The organism is Thiocapsa sp., from assembly GCF_022340925.1.
In the GTDB taxonomy this organism is placed as follows: domain Bacteria; phylum Pseudomonadota; class Gammaproteobacteria; order Chromatiales; family Chromatiaceae; genus Thiocapsa.
Window position 1 is genome coordinate 1 of sequence record NZ_JAJDNA010000135.1, and the last position, 16527, is coordinate 16527.

Genomic DNA, 16527 nt, shown 5'->3' on the forward strand with positions numbered 1-16527 from the left:
GAGACTCGCCTCCATGTGGTGAAAGGAGGCGAGAGCCTGACCTCTATCGCCCGTGCCCACGGGGTGCAATCGCTGGCGCTTGCGGACTGGAACGGGATCTCCGCTCGGGAGACACTGCTCCCGGGTCAGACCTTGCAGATCGTGCCGCCAGACGACTCGGCAGTGGTCAAGCACCTTGTCGTAAAGGGCGACTCGATGACGCGGATCGCTCGACGTTACGGCGTCAGCGTCCAGGACATCCAACGCTGGAATCGCATCGTCGACAGCGATCTGAGCCCAGGCGACCTGATTCTGATCTATCCGACCGAGTCGCCACCAACCTCGTAGGGCCGCCGTATTCAGGCTTCGTCTCGCGAACAGGGACCCTTTTCATCGGGCGCACCCCGAGATCGAGTCCCGCATTCGGCCTCCCAGCCGAGCGAAACGGCTTCTGCGGGATCCAGGCGCTTGCCTGCGCTGCTTCTGACAGCGGCGCTGTGTGCCGGCTTCGATCACGCGTACGGGATGTCATACCTCCCGGTACTCGCGCCTCCGACGCCCGCGCCTGTCGACGCCCGCACGCCGCAGAAGGCCGCGGCGGGCATGGCCGACCGCGTGGTCATCAAGAAGGCCGAGCGTCGCCTCTACTTGATGCAGGGAGATCGACCGATGCGGACCTATGATATCGCCCTCGGCTACCAACCGATCGGCCATAAGGCACGCGAGGGCGATGGGCGCACCCCCGAGGGGCGATACACACTTGACTGGCGCAGCGCCAAGAGCCGCTTCCACAAAGCGTTGCACGTCTCCTATCCCAGCGCGCAGGACGAGCGACGCGCTGCGCATCGCGGGGAGAATGCCGGCGGCATGATCCTGATACACGGACAGCCGAGCAGCCGAGATGGGGCGACCCGGATCGAGGGCGACTGGACGCTCGGCTGTATCGCTGTCTCCGACGCAGAGATCGATGAGATCTGGAAACTGACCCGCGACGGAACACCGATCGAGATACTGCCGTGATCTTTAATGCGTGGTCCAGCGGCGCGAGGTGAGCCTCGCCGATCTGCTCTGGCTGTTCATCTATCTCGACGTCCTCAGCGAGGTGGGGGCCTATCTGAAACCCGGGACCTTGCCCATGCGTATGCCGCTTTATATCGCAATGGTCGCGCTGGCACGCCACCTCGTTCTCGACATGAAGGAAGATCACCGCAATGGAGATCATCGCCACCTCCGTTGCCATTCTAATCCTCGCGACCGCAGTATTGTTGATCCATTACGGCCATGTGCGTTTCCCCTATGACAGCCCGCCTCGCGAGGATGGCCAGACTGACCCTTGTGAGGCATCGATCCGGGATCCACAGACGCCGACCTGAGCAAGTGGAGAGGATTGACGAACCTCGCCCGGATGAGAGTCATGTTGCATGGGGACATCGAAGGGCGCCGCAAGAGACAGGCTCCCAGCGCTCCGATACCTGGGTCAGCTGTCACCGGCGTGATCCTTGCCGGAGGTCGAGGGCGCCGTATGGGCGGCTTGGACAAGGGGCTGATCGGATTTGCGGGGCGTCCACTGGTGCAATGGGTGATCGACTCACTTGCACCCCAGGTCGGTTCGATCATGATCAGCGCGAACCGCAACCGGGACGTCTATGCCCGATACGGCCTGGAGGTAGTGAGCGACCCGGAGCCCAGCTACAAGGGGCCGCTCGCTGGGGTCCTCAGTGCGATGCGCGCAGCGCGAACCGACTGGATCCTGACCGTCCCGTGCGACGGCCCTTTTCTGCCGGGCGATCTGCTGACGCGGCTGACCAAAGCCATGTCCACCGGGGATGCGGAAATGGCGGTGGCGGCAACCGGCGGGCGAATTCAGCCGGTCTACAGCCTGCAGCCCGTGACGCTCAGCAGCGAGCTAGCGGCCTTTATCGCGAAGGGGAGCTATAGGGCCGCGCAGTGGATCGGCCGGCATCGCTGCGCGCTGGCGGATTTCAGTCATCAGCAACAAGGTTTCGCCAATGTCAACTCCCACGAGGACTTGGAGCGACTTGCCCGCACGCTGGGCCTTCCTGTGAACGCCCCGAGCTCGGACTGATCCACGTCTTGTCGGCGACACGACCAGCGCGTGTGATTCCGACCAACCGGCTGGCCCCAGAGCCCCCCGGTCGTGCCCGGCGCACCCCTGAAGGAGACCAGGCGCTGGTGTACTGGCCATCCCGGCCAGACGATCGGCACGGCCCGAAGAACGCAATGTCCCGACTGCTGCGTTTTAGGCGACTCAGGATCATCGAAGATGCCGGGGCATCCCTGCCCCGCGGGAAACCCGGTCAATCCGCGTTTCCCAGTGGAGCGCGTCGGCTCGCTTACGAGCGCACTCACTCCGGGGTGACATTCTCCGCTTGCGGCCCTTTCGGACCTTGTGTCACCTCCATTGTGACCCGTTGGCCTTCGAGAAGCGTCTTGCGGCCAGAGCCGTTGATGGCGCTATGATGCACGAAGACGTCCTTGCCGCCTTCGCGCTCGATGAAACCGTAGCCCTTCTCGTCATTGAACCACTTGACCGTCCCGGAAACCAATTCACCTGGCATATCAACCTCATCACTTAACGGACCAACCTGGGTTGGCTTTACTTAAACCCAGCCTTGCGAGAAGGCCAGTGTTACCTCCACCCTCGATCGAGTGGAATCTGAATCTCAACTGACTGACTCAGTCTGACTCATGGGGCCGGCAGGGAGCCATGTTGAATGATTAAGCGGCTCGACGCTCACGCAGCATGATAGACCCGAAACCGCGTCATCCCTCCCCGCGCGATCCAGCTGAAGTGGTCCCATGGTTTAGCTCGGGAAACCTCGATCCAGCGGGCTCATCGGTGGTGGATTATGCGTCCGGCATCCAAGACTGTAAACCGCACGGTGCAGCGACGCGACGCGCGCACGGGAATTTCACGATCAGCAGCACACGGGATGGAATCAGAGATCGGAATGACAAGCGGACACCTGGATTCGAGCGCAAACGGCCGCATCAGGTTTGAGCCGCCCACTGCATCAGGTCCGGCTTATCTGGTCTTGAGTGCGACGACGATACGGCATCTGCGCCCTAGTGTAGCGCGAAATCGGCGAAAATCTGCGTGAACCCACGCGTCGACAAGAAAAGTTCACGCCCGCCCCGGAATCCCTGGTGCAGCCGATGCCTCGGGGAACACGCCCCCAGAACGCCGATCACGACAGGCTCCTAGGCCCGCAGACAGTGCACCACACGCGACATGCTCAGGCGTTTCTCTTCAGGGTAGGTGCGGGCGCACGCGTCCACGGCATCGGGACAACGTGGGTGGAAAAAACAGCCCGATGGCGGATCGCTCGGCGAAGGCATGTCGCCGTCCAGCCGAATGACCGCGCGGCGCCGCTGGGGATCGACCACCGGGACCGCCGACAGCAATGCCCGTGTGTAGGGATGCCGGGGATCGTCCAGGATCTCGTGCACACGGCCGCGCTCCACCACGCGACCGAGATACATGACCGCCACCTCATGCGCCAGGTAGGCGACCACGGAGATATCGTGTGTGATGAAGAGATAGGCGAGCCCAAGCCGATCCTGTAGGTCCTTGAGCAAGTTGAGGATCTGGGCCTGAACCGAGACATCGAGCGCACTCGTCGGCTCGTCGCAGATGATCAGCTTGGGCTCGACCGCGAGCGCGCGAGCGATGCAGATGCGCTGACGCTGACCACCCGAGAACTCGTGGGGGTAGCGCGCGACGGCGTCCTCATCCATACCGACCAGGTCCAGGAGCTGCGCGACCCGCCGCATCCGGCCCGACCGGGACCGCTCGATGCCGAGCGCCTGAAGGCCCTCGCCGATCACGTCGCCCACCAGCATGCGTGGGTTCATGGCCGCATAGGGGTCCTGGAAAATGATCTGGAGGTCTTTGCGGAAGGGGCGCATCCGGCGATGCCCCAAACCGACCAGCTCCTGGCCGCAATATCGGATCGAGCCCCCACTCGGCGTCACGAGCTGTAAGATACCTTTGCCGGCGGACGTCTTGCCGCAGCCTGATTCGCCGACCAAGGCCAGGGTCCGCCCCGGCTGCAGCTCGAAGGTGACACCATCGACGGCGCGGACATATCCGACCACGCGCCTGAAAACGCCGCTGTGGATCGGGAAATGGACTTTCAGCTCATGCACCTCCAGCAGACGGTCCGAATCCCCCCCCCCTGCCGGGGGAGCGTCGAGGGGTCGAGCGGCGCCCGCCGCCTGGCGGCTCAATCCATCGGGCTGCGTCTGCCCCTGGCTCCAGAGGTGACAGCGAACGCCTTGTGCGGGCCCCAGATCGCGCCAGATGGGCGTCTGGTGGCGGCACTGCGGCATGACCGCATAACAACGCTCGGCGAATCGGCAGCCGGAAAACGCCTGATGCAGGTGAGGGACCCGTCCTGGGATGACGGCGAGCCGCGCACTGCGCTTGTCCGCACTTGGGACACTCTCCATCAACTGGCGGCTGTACGGGTGCGCCGGCGCCGCGAAAAAGGCATCCGTGGTCGCCGTTTCCACGATCTGCCCCGCGTACATGACCGCCAATCGATCGGCCGTCTCGGCGACCACGCCCAGATCGTGGGTGATCAAGAGCACGGCCATACCCGTCTCGCGCTGCAAGTCCTTGAGCAGCCGCAGAACCTGGGCCTGAATGGTCACATCCAAGGCGGTGGTCGGCTCGTCGGCGATCAGAAGCTGCGGACCACCTGCCAAGGCCATGGCGATCATGATCCGTTGCTTCATCCCGCCCGAGAGCTGATGGGGATATTCTTCAACACGTCGCCGGGGGTCCGGAATGCCGACCGCCCGCATCAGGTCCAGGACGCGTTCCGGGATCCGCGCACGTGACCGATCCTCGTGGACACGAACCGACTCCGCGATCTGGTCTCCCACGCTCATCACGGGGTTCAGAGAGGTCTGTGGCTCCTGGAAGATCATCGCCAAACGACCGCCGCGGACGCGACGCATCTCGCCCTCGGTCAAGCGCAGCAGATCACGCCCGGCGAGACGGACCGAGCCCGCGGTGATACGACCGGATGACGGCAGCAGGCGCATCAGCGAAAGGGCCGTCATCGACTTGCCGCAACCGGACTCGCCCAGCAATGCGAAGGTCTCCCCCTGGCGGATCTCGAGGTCGACGCCGTCGACGACCCTGGACGGCCGCACGGCATCGCCGAGCAGGGTGGTCAGCCCCTCGACCTGGAGCAGAACGTCCGGCAGCGAGGCCGGCTCGCGCTCGGGCCCGGCAGTCTGCAACCCCGTCATTGCGCGCCCCGCAGACGAGGGTCGAAGGCATCGCGCACCACGTCGGCGAAGAGGTTCGCCGCGAGCACCAGGGTGAACATGAATACGAAGGCCGCGGCCAACGACCACCAGACAACCGGGTCACGCGCAAGCTCAAGTCTGGCGCTATTGATCATGTTCCCCCAGGAGTTCATGGTCGGATCAACCCCGATGTTGATGTAGGACAATACGGCCTCAGCGAGCACGAGACCGCTGAAGTCCAACACCAGCGTGATTAGCACGACGTGCATCACGTTCGGCAGGATGTGCCGACCGATCAGGGTGAAGTGCCCGACCCCCAAGGCGGTCGAAGCCTGGACGAAGTCGACCTCTCTCAGCTTGAGGGACTCGCCGCGCAGCAGTCGACAGAGACCCGTCCAGCTGGTGACGCCGAGGATCAGGACAAGGAACAGCAGTCGGAGGTCGGCGCGCTCGACCAAACTGGCAAACTCGTCGGCATGGTTGCTCATGTAGACCTGGAGCAGCAGGATCGCCGCGGCGATCAAGAGGACGCCCGGTATGGAGTTCAGCGTCGTGTAGAGATACTGGATGATGTCGTCCACCCATCCTCTGAAATAACCGGCCATAATCCCCAGCATCACGGCGGCGGGGAGCATCACCAGGGTCGTCAGGGTGCCGATCAGGAGACCGGTCCGGATGCTCTTGAGGGTCTGGTAGAAGACGTCCTCGCCAACCTTGTCGGTCCCGAGGATGTGATACATGCGCGACAACTCGACCGCGACCGCGCTCACCAGGAGCATCAGGCCGAGCACGACGAAGGCGGTCCGCCACGGGATGAGGGTCCGTCCCGCCAGGATGTCAGAGCGCGTCTTCGCCGGCGGCTCACCGCGCACGCGGGCGATCCACCGGATGAGTCCGGCGCAGACCAGCGCCCAGATCAGCAGCCCCTGCAACGCCCCCTTGAGGCCTCGCCAGGCGATGTCGCCCCCCCGCTGACGCGCCGGATCAGCGAGGTGCGCGCCACCGTGATCAAGCCTGGGGAAGTCACGCACCAGACTGCCGTCCGGCTGCTCGATCGCCTCCTTGACGAAGAGATGGGTCGCGAAGGGCGCCGAGTAGGTCTTCTCCTGGCGCTCGCGCAACCCAGCAAGCGCAAGGTCGAGCAGGCTCAAGACCTCGGGCGCAAACTGGACGCCCGCACCGGCCTCCGCCGGCTGGGGGAGCTTGAGGCGGAAATGAACCGTGTCGAGCAGCCCGACCGCGACGTAGAAGCCGAGGACGACGATCGTCGCCACGCCGACGCGTGCCCGGACGACCCGCCGCCAGGGCGCACGGATATGCTCGTGACGCGAGGCGTAGAGCGCGAAGGCGGCCATCAAGCCCAGCAGCACATACACCAGACCATCGGTCCAGAGGACGACCGGCAGGAAGGGCATCAGACCGTCCCTCTCATTGCAGCCTCACTCGCGGGTCGACCAGGGTGTAGGAGATGTCGGTCAGGATCAGACCGACGATATAGAGCACCGCGCCCAGGAACACCATCGAGCGTACGATGGCAAAATCCTGCCCGTTGATCGCATCGATGGTATAGCTGCCCAGCCCCGGGATCCCGAAGAAGGACTCGGTGATGAGGCTGCCCATGAAAAGCAAGGGGAGCACCACCACCACGCCCGTCAGGATGGGGATGAGTGCATTCTGCAGGACGTGTCGGAAGAGGACACGGCGCTCACTCAGGCCCTTGGCCCGCGCCGTGCGCACATAGTCCTTGGAGATCTCCTCGAGAAACAGGGTGCGGTACCAGCGGGTCCCTGACCCGATCCCGCCGATCACGCCGACGATCACAGGGAGGATCAGGAACTTCCATGCCTCCACGCCGGTGTCATAGCCGGAAATGGGCACCAGATGGAAGAGCTTGCTGAGGATGAACTGTCCGCCGATGATGTAGAACAGTCCGGAGATCGACATCATCGCTACGAGGAGCACCACGCTGCCGAGGTCCAGGTAGGTCGCCCGAAAGAAGATGATGAAGAGCGCATAGGAGATATTGAAGGCCAGGCCGACCATCAGCACCGGGACGGCGATCGCGAGACTGGGCCACATGCGCTGGGAGATGTCATAGCCGATGTCCCGCCCGTTGTCAGACGAGCCGAAATCGAACACGAACAAGCGCACCGACTTGTCGAAAAAGATGGTCTCGGTGAGACGCCGAAGCCCGGATGCATCCGGATTGTAAAGGAGCGGACGTGCATAACCCTGCTCCTCTTTCCAGGTCTGGATGGCCTCCTCGGTCACCCGCTTCTCGCCCAGGTGCATCCGCGCCATGTCATCGGGCGAATTGACCACGAAGAAGAGCACGAAGGTGATCAGGTTGACGCCGATCAGAATCGGGATGGCATAGAGCAGCCGGCGAATGATGTATGCGGTCACAGCGCCGTGCTCCGCTCACGCCGGCGCGCCAACCAGAGTGCAGGCAGAACCAACAGGAGGAGGAGTCCGGCGAGCACCCACAGTGGCCAGAGCACCGGCTGGTTCCAGTCATGGCGAAGCTGCCGGCGCAGATCCGGGTCGATTCGCCGGTACTTCAGGGTATTGTTGGCCATCTGATTCGGATTGGCGTTGTACATCCATTGGTGGTGCAGGCTGAAGGCCTTGGGATTGAAGCCCCAGATCCAAGGTGCGTCGATACGCGCGATCTCGACCATACGGTCGATCGCCGCCTGGCGCTCGGGTCCATCGTCCATGAAGCGCATCTCATTGAACAGACGGTCAAACTCCGGGTTGGAATAGTTCGCCGCATTCTCACCCTGATGCTCGACCTTGCCATTGGGTCCGTAGAGAAGGAACAAAAAGTTCTCCGGATCCGGATAATCCGCGTTCCAGCCCCACATGAAGACCTGGCCGGTTCCGTTGCGCACCTTCTCCTGGAAACGGTTGTAGTCGGTCGAGCGAATCACCAGCTCGATGCCGAGTTTTGCGAATTGTTTACGGATCCAGCTCAAACGGGCGCGGTCGTCCGGACCGGTGGCGACGGCCTCGTAGTTGATGCTGAGGGCGCGCCCGGTGGTCTGATCCCGGCCTCCCGGGTAGCCCGCCTGCTCCATCAGGACCCTGGCCTCATCGAGACCACGACGGACCGCTCGGCCGTCGACCCATTCAAAGACGAAGGGATTGATCCCCGCCTCCCCTTCGCGGTGGCCGAAGATCCCCGGCGGAATGGGCCCTTGCGCGACGAGCCCCCGCCCGTTGGTGAAGATGGAAATGAACTCCTCGAAATCCACGGCGATCGAGATGGCCCGTCGCAACAGGCGGGCCCGCTCGGAGTTGCCGCCGACCACCGGGTCCAACATATTGAACCCCATGTAGAAGACGGACGGCTCGATCGACGTCAGCAGGGAAATGCCGCGGTCGCGCATCGAGTCGGTCAGGATCGGGTTGCCCTCCGAGTCGATCTGGACCGCCTGATCGAAGGCGTCGGAGGAGATCCCCGAGCTGTCGTAATAACCCTGCAGGAACTTGTTCCATCTCGGGATGTTTTCCTTTTCGAGACCGTAGACGGCGCGGTCGATGAATGGCATCGCCCTGCCGGCATCGGCGAGGATTCCGGAGGACGCGTCTCCGGGCATCCCCTCGCTCGGATAGGGCTCGGCGCGGAAATTCGGGTTGCGCTCTAGCACCATTCGGAGATTCGGATTGTTCTCGCCGAGCATGAAGGGACCCGTCCCGACCGGATACCAATCCAGCATGATGTTGCGCTCCCGCAGACCCGGCTGGGCGTAGAAGACGTCCGCCTCCCAGGGCATTGGTGCGAAAAAGGGCATCGCCAGCCAATAGGCGAACTGCGGATATTTCCCTTTCACACTGATGCGGTAGCTGTACCGGTCCAGGGCTTCGACACCCTCGATGGTGGCCTTGCGCAGGCGCTCGACACGCCGCAGCGGATCCGCCTCGGGCGCCGCCTCGAGCCTGTCAGCGAGCTCCCGAAACCCGACGATGTGCTTCTGCATGACACCGGCGATCGGAGAGTGGGACCAGGGTGCAGCCAGGCGTTTGATCTGGTGAACATAATCTTCCGCACACATCTCGCGCGTCCCGGTCTGCGCGAAGTCGGCGAGCCGATTCACGTCACCCAGGTCACGCGGCGTGAGGTCATGATAGCGGTAGCTGCCGTCGTCGCCTTTCGCGAAAGCCGGATGGGGCTGGTAGCGGATCCCCGGGAGGATTCGAATCAGGTAATCGCTGCGATGGATCGACTCTGCCGGGGCATCCGCGGGGAGGGCTTGACCGTCGGCGTCGAAATAGCGTGGCTCGGGCACTTCCCGCGCCGTCAGCGGCACGAGTCGGTAGGGCCGCAATAGAAAGTGGTATTGAAGCGGGGGCTCGTAGATCTGCGCCAGGAACGCATACTCGTCCGCGCTGTAGGAGCGAGCGGGGTCCAGGTGCTTTGGCCGATCGGCGAACGAGCTGTACAGGGTTGTACTCGTCTCATCCGCCCCCCGGTAGGGATTGTTCCATGGCACCTCGCCACACCCAGCCAGCAGGAACGCAAGCAGTGCCAGTGCGGGAAAACGCCAAGCTTGGCTCAGTTGGATTGACCGCACGCCTTAACCTTTCACCGATAACCGAGTTTCTGTAATGTTAGCCGCGCGCGCCGCGTCTGAGACGGCAACTGCACCGGCCCTGTGAGATCAGGCCGAAGGCTGATCCATCAAGGGTCGATGGAAGTCAGCACCACACGGATTCGACGACACACGCGTCGTCAGCGCCACCAACTCAGAGGTAGAGACATCGAGCCATGGGATTCCTAAGCGGAAAGAAGATCCTCATCACGGGCGTCGCAAGCAACAGATCCATCGCCTGGGGTTGCGCGCAGGCCATGCACCGCGAGGGTGCCGAGATCGCCTTAACCTACCAGAACGACAAGCTCAGATCCCGCGTCGAAGAGATGGCGAGCAAATGCGGCTCCGATCTGACACTCCCGCTGGACGTCGGCAGTGACAGCGACATCCAGGCCCTGTTCGACTCACTGGGCGAGCGCTGGGACGGATTGGACGCCATCGTCCACTCGGTCGCCTTCGCGCCGCGAGACCAGCTCGAGGGCGACTACGTGGACAGCGTGACGCGCGACGGGTTCGCGACGGCGCACGATATCAGCTCCTACAGCTTCGCGGCCCTCGCGAAGGCGGGCCGGCGCCTCATGCACGGGCGAAGCGGCGCCCTGGTGACCATGACGTACCTGGGCGCGGTGCGGGCGGTTCCCAATTACAACGTGATGGGGGTCGCGAAGGCGAGTCTCGAGGCGAACATGCGCTACCTGGCGGCGTCCCTGGGACCGCAGGGGACGCGTGTCAACGCCATCTCCGCCGGACCGATCCGCACACTGGCCGCAGCCGGCATCTCCGATTTTCGCGACATGCTGAAGACAGTCGAGGAACGAACCCCGCTGCGTCGCAACGTCCGCATCGAGGAGGTCGGGAATGCCGCGGCCTTCCTGTGCTCGGACCTCGCGAGCGGTATCACGGGCGATGTCTTGTATGTGGACACCGGCTACCACATCCTCGGCATGGGCTGAGCCCTCGACCACCCGCCGATTGCCCCCGAGAACATCGCGAGTGCGGACCACCGATGGATCAAACAAAGCGCCGGCCAGCGGATCGGAGGAATGGCGCAGCTAGGCCCCGATCCGCACGCTCAGAGACCGCCGGCTCGGGAGACGCTGATCGATCGGCATGTCCCGCGGGGCAGGATTCCCCGCCATTTTCGAAAGCCGAAGCGTCTGAAGCTGAAGGAGCTGGGAAACTGCGTTTTTTCCAGCTCCGCGCCGATTATTGGCCGGGAGGGCCGATCAATCAGCTTCTCCCTAGAGATCCGGGCCGGACTTGACGGGACGACGCTCGACCTTTGCTCGCCGCTCGATGTCCCCGAGCATGGCCTCATAAGCCTGACGGCCCAACAGCTGGGCCAACACCTCGGCGCCGGGCGAGGAGCCATCCGCGTCTGCCTGACTCACTTCGCCGTCCTCGACGCCCGTGATCTGAACCACGGCGACGTCGCCGTTGTCCAGCATCGCCGTGCCGACGCTGGGAACGCCAGCCTCGGGGGGCGGGAGCCTGAAGGCGAGGTCTCGAACGGGGGCCGGCACGCTGGGAAGATCGCGACCGACGAAACCCGGCGCCTCGACCGCCTCGTCGGGAACGGCCTCTGACCAGGGCACACCCTGACGCAGCTGCTCAGCCGCGGTTTCAGCCGCTTCCAGTGTCGCCTGACGTGCGCGCTCGAGACGCAGCTCAGCGACAATCTCGTCGCGCACCTCGTTGAGAGGCTTGGTGGCAGCCACGCGATGGTCGGCAACACGAAGGACGATCGCGCGCAGGACCTCGGGTTCCGGCTCAATAAGGTCGCTATTGGCGCGACCGACGAGGACATCCTCGCTGAAGGCGGCACCGATGACACGCGGGGTCCCCAGAATGCCTTCGCCGCCGTCGCGCCCTACCCAGTCGCTGTGCTGGATCCGGAGCCCGAGCGCGTCCGCTGCAGGCTCCAGACTATCCGGCGACTCGTAGGCCAGGTTCGCGAGCCTTTCCCCGAGGTCATAGTACAGCGACTCGGCGCGCTGCCTCGACAGCTCGGCGCGAAGCTCCGCCTTGACCTCGTCGAAGGGTTTCGTCTGACCCGGGACAATTTCGGTGACTTCGATGAGATGGTAGCCGAAGCGCGTACGAACCGGCTCGCTGACCTCGCCCACGGAAAGCCCAAACGCCACCCGGTCGAACTCCGGGTCCATCATCCCCTTCTCAATGGTCCCGAGTGAGCCGCCCTGGCTTGCACTGCTCGGATCCTGGGACTCCCTTTCCGCGACATCGGCAAACTGCTCGCCGGCGATGATCCGATCACGAATCGTCTGAACCCGCGTCAGCACGCTGTCCGCAGCGGCTTCGTCGGCGTCTTGAGGCACGGACAGGAGCAGATGACGCACGTTTCGTCGCTCGGGCTGGCCGAAGCGGGTTTGATCGGCTTCATAGGTCCGACGCACCTCCTCCTCGGAGATCTCCACCCCCTTGGCGAGCTCGGCAACGTCCAGGACCAGATAGTCCAATTTCACCATCTCTGGGTTCTGGAAACGCGCCGTGTTAGCCGCGTAATATGCCTCGATCTCCTCCTCCTCGACGGGGGCATCACTAAGGTAGTCAGCGGCCTGGACCCGGGCGTACACAAGCTCACGCCGCTGGCCGATTAGGCGCTGGTAGTCGTCAAGCTCCTTGCGCGTGACCAGCTCGCTGCCGACGACCGCCCTGAGCAACTGTTGCCCGACGAGCTCCTGACGCAACCGGCCCTCGAATTGCGCAGGCGACAGGCCCTGAATCTGCAGGAGCCGTTCGTATGCCTCTCGATCGAAGCGCCCGTCACGCTGAAAGGCGGGCTCGGAGAGGATCTGAATGCGGATCTCCTCGTCCGACACCCGCATGCCGATCCGGTTGGACGCCTCCAACAGGAGCGTCCGCCGAATCATGTCGTTCAGAACCTCGGAGCGAAGCCGACCCTCGTCGAAGGCCGCCGGGTCGTACGCTGCGCCCAGGCGTTCGCGAAGCTCGATGCGCGCCTCCTGGACGCGGCGATCAAGGTCGCGCTCGGAAATCTCGATCCCGTTGACCTTGGCGATGACGGGCTCGCCGCCGACCCCCAGGTAAGATTGGATTCCCCAGAGGGCGAATGGAATGCTGATGAGAATGACGATCACCCAGGCGATCCAGCCTTGGGCACGTTCCCGGATGGCTTGAAGCATGTCTGTAAGGGCCGCTGACGAATGGAAGCGGGGCGCGGATTGGGGACACCTCCCGGTGTGTCCCCAACATCTGAAGATGGCGGAGCGGACGGGGCTCGAACCCGCGACCCCCGGCGTGACAGGCCGGTATTCTAACCAACTGAACTACCGCTCCGAGAAGCCTTGGTGGGTGCTGCAGGGATCGAACCTGCGACCCTCGCCTTGTAAGGGCGATGCTCTCCCAGCTGAGCTAAGCACCCTCCGGGAGATCCGTTATTGTACGGCGTCTTTCAGGGCTTTACCAGGCTTGAAAGAAGGACTCTTGGACGCCTTGATCTCGATCGCGGCTCCGGTCTGGGGGTTGCGTCCCGTGCGCGCGGCGCGCTCCTTCACCGCAAAGGTCCCGAAGCCGATCAGAGACACGGTGTCGCCTGACTTGAGTGCCACGGCGATCCCATCGGTCAAGGCGTCCAACGCCTTCGATGCAGCCGTCTTGGAGATGTCTGCGGCATCCGCCATTTTTTCGATAAGCTCCGACTTATTCATCGATCCCCCTGTCTACTCATTAGATTATGGGCCATTGCCACAGACCACCACGGCGGCCGATCCTCACGACCAGTCGTCTATGCGGCTGAACCCTCCTTTCCACCAGCTTGGCTGATCTACGACGCATGCTAAAACGGAGTCCGCAATAGGGCAACAGGCTTTTTCAGCTAGGAGGGTGCGGAAGCGCATCAGGTGTCGCGAGGGAGACAAATCGAGGCGCTACGCATGTGGCGGTGTCGCCCGACAAGGGGGACGGATCCAACCGACCTTGGCAACGCGCCGCAATGCGGAGGGGGTGCGCGCCGAGTCGGGTGCGGTCTGAAATGCCGGGTATCGGTCGCGCTGGCTCTGGCGTCGGGATTCGCGGATCAGCAACGCGGCCCCTCCAAACAACCGGCGGGGGGGACCGTCACCTCAGCACAGATGCCTCAGTGGTGCAGTCGCGCGCTCTGGTCACGAGCGGCATCGCTCGCCGTTTCGCGCGAATCCTCCTCCTCCGTCACCGGATCGTTCCCCTCGACCTTCTTGACTCCCGCTCGGGACGGTTGCTCGGTCAGCGCGATGTCCAGGACCTCGTCGATCCAACGCACCGGATGGATGTGGAGATGCTGCTTGATGTTCCGCGGGATCTCGGTGAGATCGCGCTCGTTCTCGAGCGGGATGATCACTGTCTCGATGCCACCGCGATGGGCGGCCAACAGCTTCTCCTTCAAACCCCCAATCGGCAACACCTCGCCCCGCAGCGTGATCTCGCCAGTCATGGCGACGCTCGAGCGAACCGGAATCTTGGTCAGAGCCGATACCAGCGCGGTGCACATCGCGACGCCGGCGCTCGGGCCGTCTTTGGGCGTGGCACCCTCGGGCACATGGATATGCACGTCGACGGTGTTATGGAAATCCGCCGGGACGCCGAGTGCCTCGGCACGCGCCCGAACCACGGTCATGGCGGCTTGGATGGACTCCTGCATCACATCACCCAGTTGACCCGTGTAGGTGAACTTGCCTTTGCCCGGAACCAGCGCCGACTCGATACGCAGCAGCTCGCCACCCACTTCCGTCCACGCGAGCCCTGTGACCTGCCCGATCTGGTCGCGCTCGTCGGCTCGACCATAGCGGAAGCGCTGCACCCCCAGATACTTCTCCAATGATTTCGCACTGACGGTGGTCGCGGCATCGCGCTTCTTGAGCAGCACCTCCTTGACGACCTTGCGGCAGATCTTGGAGATCTCGCGCTCGAGATTGCGCACCCCTGCCTCACGCGTGTAGTGCCGGATGATGTCGCGCAAGGCGCTCTCGCGGATCACCAGCTCGCCTTCTTTGAGTCCATTGTTCTTCATCTGTTTTGGAAGCAGGTAACGCTCGGCGATCGCGACCTTCTCATCCTCGGTGTAACCCGAGAGGCGGATCACCTCCATGCGGTCCAGGAGGGCCGGGGGGATATTCAGGGTGTTGGCCGTGCCGACGAACATGACCTCGGAGAGGTCGAAATCCACCTCGAGGTAGTGATCGTTGAAGGTATGGTTCTGCTCAGGATCCAGCACCTCAAGCAGCGCGGAGGCCGGATCACCACGGAAGTCCATGGCCATCTTGTCGATCTCGTCGAGCAGGAAGAAGGCATTGCGCGAGCCGGCCTTCGACAGATTCTGGATGATCTTGCCGGGCAGAGCGCCGATGTAGGTGCGACGATGGCCGCGAATCTCCGCCTCGTCGCGGACTCCGCCAAGTGACATCCTCACGAACTTGCGGTTGGTCGCACGGGCGATGGACTGACCGAGCGAGGTCTTTCCCACGCCGGGGGGGCCGACGAGACAGAGGATCGGTCCCTTGAGCTTGCGCACGCGCTGCTGCACCGCGAGATACTCGAGGATCCTCTCCTTGACCCGCTCGAGACCGTAGTGGTCATTGTCCAGGACCGCCTCGGCCACCTGGATGTCGTTGCGGATGCGGCTGCGCTTCTTCCACGGCACTGCCACCAGGGTGTCGATGTAATTGCGAACGACGGTCGCTTCTGCCGACATCGGCGACATCAGCTTGAGCTTGTTCAACTCGCCCTGCGCCTTGTTCTTGGCTTCGCGCGGCATTCCGGCGGCCTCGATGCGCTTGGCCAGATCCTCGATCTCGTTGGGCGCATCCTCGAGCTCACCAAGCTCCTTCTGGATCGCCTTCATCTGCTCGTTCAGATAATATTCGCGCTGGTTCTTCTCCATCTGGCGCTTCACGCGCCCGCGAATGCGTTTTTCCATCTGCAGGATGTCGTTCTCGGACTCCATCAGTCCCATCAGGTGCTCGAGCCGCGCCTGCACGTCGATCATCTCCAACACGCGCTGCTTTTCGTCGAGCTTCAACGACATGTGGGCCGCCATGGTGTCGGCCAGCCGGCCCGCCTCGTCGATGCTCGAAAGCGAGGTCAGGACCTCGGGCGGGACCTTCTTATTGAGCTTGACATACTGATCGAACAGCGTGACCGCCGAGCGCATGAGGACCTCCTCCTCGCGCTCGTCGACTTCCAGGGTCTCGGTCATCGGCTCGATGCTCGCCGAGAAGGACTCTTCCGTGGTCAAGAAGCGCTCGATTCGCGCGCGCTGATTGCCCTCGACGAGCACCTTGACGGTTCCATCGGGCAACTTGAGCAGCTGCAGGATGTTGGCGAGCGTGCCGATATCGTGCAGATCACTGACACCCGGGTCGTCCACATCGGCGCTCTTCTGGGCAATCAGCAGGATCTGCTTGTCGCTCGCCATGGCCGCGTCAAGCGCACGGATGGACTTGTCGCGGCCGACAAACAGCGGGATGACCATGTGTGGATAGACGACGACGTCCCGCAGCGGCAGGACAGGAACCTCTTGTTGCGTTCCGGACGCCGGGATGGATGATATCTGGTTCTTCGCCATGGAAACCCGTTCTCATGAAGTGTACGGCCTACGACGACCTCATCCGAGTGCAGTGCCGCAACCGCGGTGCACCCAGGAGCGCCGGTAGAC

13 protein-coding genes, 2 tRNA genes and 1 pseudogene are annotated in these 16527 nt (G+C 63.4%); 6 read left to right on the top strand and 10 right to left on the bottom strand.

Annotated features, from left to right (window positions below; all coding sequences use genetic code 11):
* From LJE61_RS14985 to mobA, 5 genes and pseudogenes are all read left to right on the top strand, one after another.
* The coding region (locus LJE61_RS14985) for a LysM peptidoglycan-binding domain-containing protein (protein ID WP_296918882.1) at positions 1–327 on the top strand (327 nt) is incomplete at its 5' end.
* Positions 328–504: 177 nt separating this feature from the next.
* The gene (locus LJE61_RS14990; protein WP_296910090.1) at positions 505–999 is read left to right on the top strand and encodes a L,D-transpeptidase family protein; all 495 of its coding nucleotides are present in this window, start codon (positions 505–507) and stop codon (positions 997–999) included.
* 82 nt (positions 1000–1081) lie between these two features.
* Positions 1082–1126: pseudogene (locus LJE61_RS15410) on the top strand (hypothetical protein); the annotation flags it as partial.
* Between the two features lie 64 nt (positions 1127–1190).
* Complete coding sequence (locus LJE61_RS14995) at positions 1191–1352, top strand: hypothetical protein (RefSeq protein ID WP_296918892.1); 162 nt, start codon at positions 1191–1193, stop codon at positions 1350–1352.
* A gap of 41 nt (positions 1353–1393) precedes the next feature.
* Complete coding sequence (mobA, locus tag LJE61_RS15000; protein WP_296918884.1) at positions 1394–2065, top strand: molybdenum cofactor guanylyltransferase MobA; 672 nt, start codon at positions 1394–1396, stop codon at positions 2063–2065.
* A gap of 280 nt (positions 2066–2345) precedes the next feature.
* Here mobA and LJE61_RS15005 read toward each other — a convergent pair whose 3' ends face one another.
* From LJE61_RS15005 to LJE61_RS15025, 5 genes are all read right to left on the bottom strand, one after another.
* On the bottom strand, positions 2346–2558 hold the full coding sequence (locus tag LJE61_RS15005; RefSeq protein ID WP_296910092.1) for a cold-shock protein: 213 nt from the start codon (positions 2556–2558) through the stop codon (positions 2346–2348).
* 643 nt (positions 2559–3201) lie between these two features.
* On the bottom strand, positions 3202–5262 hold the full coding sequence (locus LJE61_RS15010; RefSeq protein ID WP_296918885.1) for an ABC transporter ATP-binding protein: 2061 nt from the start codon (positions 5260–5262) through the stop codon (positions 3202–3204).
* Positions 5259–6677: an ABC transporter permease gene (locus tag LJE61_RS15015; protein ID WP_296910095.1), complete on the bottom strand. Its 1419-nt coding sequence runs from the start codon at positions 6675–6677 to the stop codon at positions 5259–5261. The genes LJE61_RS15010 and LJE61_RS15015 overlap by 4 nt, the downstream gene beginning before the upstream one ends.
* Positions 6678–6690: 13 nt before the next feature.
* The gene (locus tag LJE61_RS15020; RefSeq protein ID WP_296910096.1) at positions 6691–7668 is read right to left on the bottom strand and encodes an ABC transporter permease; all 978 of its coding nucleotides are present in this window, start codon (positions 7666–7668) and stop codon (positions 6691–6693) included.
* Complete coding sequence (locus LJE61_RS15025) at positions 7665–9839, bottom strand: ABC transporter substrate-binding protein (protein ID WP_519972629.1); 2175 nt, start codon at positions 9837–9839, stop codon at positions 7665–7667. Before LJE61_RS15025 ends, LJE61_RS15020 begins: the two co-directional genes overlap by 4 nt.
* Before the next feature lie 194 nt (positions 9840–10033).
* Between LJE61_RS15025 and LJE61_RS15030 the strand changes: the two genes are divergently transcribed.
* Entirely contained in the window at positions 10034–10810 is a 777-nt protein-coding gene (locus LJE61_RS15030; RefSeq protein ID WP_296918886.1) for an enoyl-ACP reductase FabI, read from the top strand.
* A gap of 288 nt (positions 10811–11098) precedes the next feature.
* Here LJE61_RS15030 and LJE61_RS15035 read toward each other — a convergent pair whose 3' ends face one another.
* From LJE61_RS15035 to lon, 5 genes are all read right to left on the bottom strand, one after another.
* The gene (locus LJE61_RS15035) at positions 11099–13021 is read right to left on the bottom strand and encodes a SurA N-terminal domain-containing protein (protein ID WP_296910098.1); all 1923 of its coding nucleotides are present in this window, start codon (positions 13019–13021) and stop codon (positions 11099–11101) included.
* 77 nt (positions 13022–13098) lie between these two features.
* A tRNA-Asp gene (locus tag LJE61_RS15040) sits at positions 13099–13175 on the bottom strand.
* 9 nt (positions 13176–13184) lie between these two features.
* Positions 13185–13260, bottom strand: a tRNA-Val gene (locus LJE61_RS15045).
* A 13-nt stretch (positions 13261–13273) separates the two neighbouring features.
* A complete protein-coding gene (locus LJE61_RS15050; RefSeq protein WP_296910099.1) occupies positions 13274–13546 on the bottom strand; it encodes an HU family DNA-binding protein in 273 nt (90 codons plus the stop codon).
* A 428-nt stretch (positions 13547–13974) separates the two neighbouring features.
* A complete protein-coding gene (gene lon, locus LJE61_RS15055) occupies positions 13975–16437 on the bottom strand; it encodes an endopeptidase La (protein ID WP_296910101.1) in 2463 nt (820 codons plus the stop codon).
* Positions 16438–16527: the final 90 nt, after the last annotated feature.

What these genes read in the sequence shown, in the direction of transcription:
- LJE61_RS14990 (WP_296910090.1), top strand. Translation starts at nt 505, where the DNA reads ATGTCATACCTCCCGGTACTCGCGCCTCCGACGCCCGCGCCTGTCGAC.
- LJE61_RS14995 (WP_296918892.1), top strand. Translation starts at nt 1,191, where the DNA reads ATGGAGATCATCGCCACCTCCGTTGCCATTCTAATCCTCGCGACCGCA.
- mobA (WP_296918884.1), top strand. Translation starts at nt 1,394, where the DNA reads ATGTTGCATGGGGACATCGAAGGGCGCCGCAAGAGACAGGCTCCCAGC.
- LJE61_RS15005 (WP_296910092.1), bottom strand. Translation starts at nt 2,558, where the DNA reads ATGCCAGGTGAATTGGTTTCCGGGACGGTCAAGTGGTTCAATGACGAG.
- LJE61_RS15010 (WP_296918885.1), bottom strand. Translation starts at nt 5,262, where the DNA reads ATGACGGGGTTGCAGACTGCCGGGCCCGAGCGCGAGCCGGCCTCGCTG.
- LJE61_RS15015 (WP_296910095.1), bottom strand. Translation starts at nt 6,677, where the DNA reads ATGCCCTTCCTGCCGGTCGTCCTCTGGACCGATGGTCTGGTGTATGTG.
- LJE61_RS15030 (WP_296918886.1), top strand. Translation starts at nt 10,034, where the DNA reads ATGGGATTCCTAAGCGGAAAGAAGATCCTCATCACGGGCGTCGCAAGC.
- LJE61_RS15035 (WP_296910098.1), bottom strand. Translation starts at nt 13,021, where the DNA reads ATGCTTCAAGCCATCCGGGAACGTGCCCAAGGCTGGATCGCCTGGGTG.
- LJE61_RS15050 (WP_296910099.1), bottom strand. Translation starts at nt 13,546, where the DNA reads ATGAATAAGTCGGAGCTTATCGAAAAAATGGCGGATGCCGCAGACATC.
- lon (WP_296910101.1), bottom strand. Translation starts at nt 16,437, where the DNA reads ATGGCGAAGAACCAGATATCATCCATCCCGGCGTCCGGAACGCAACAA.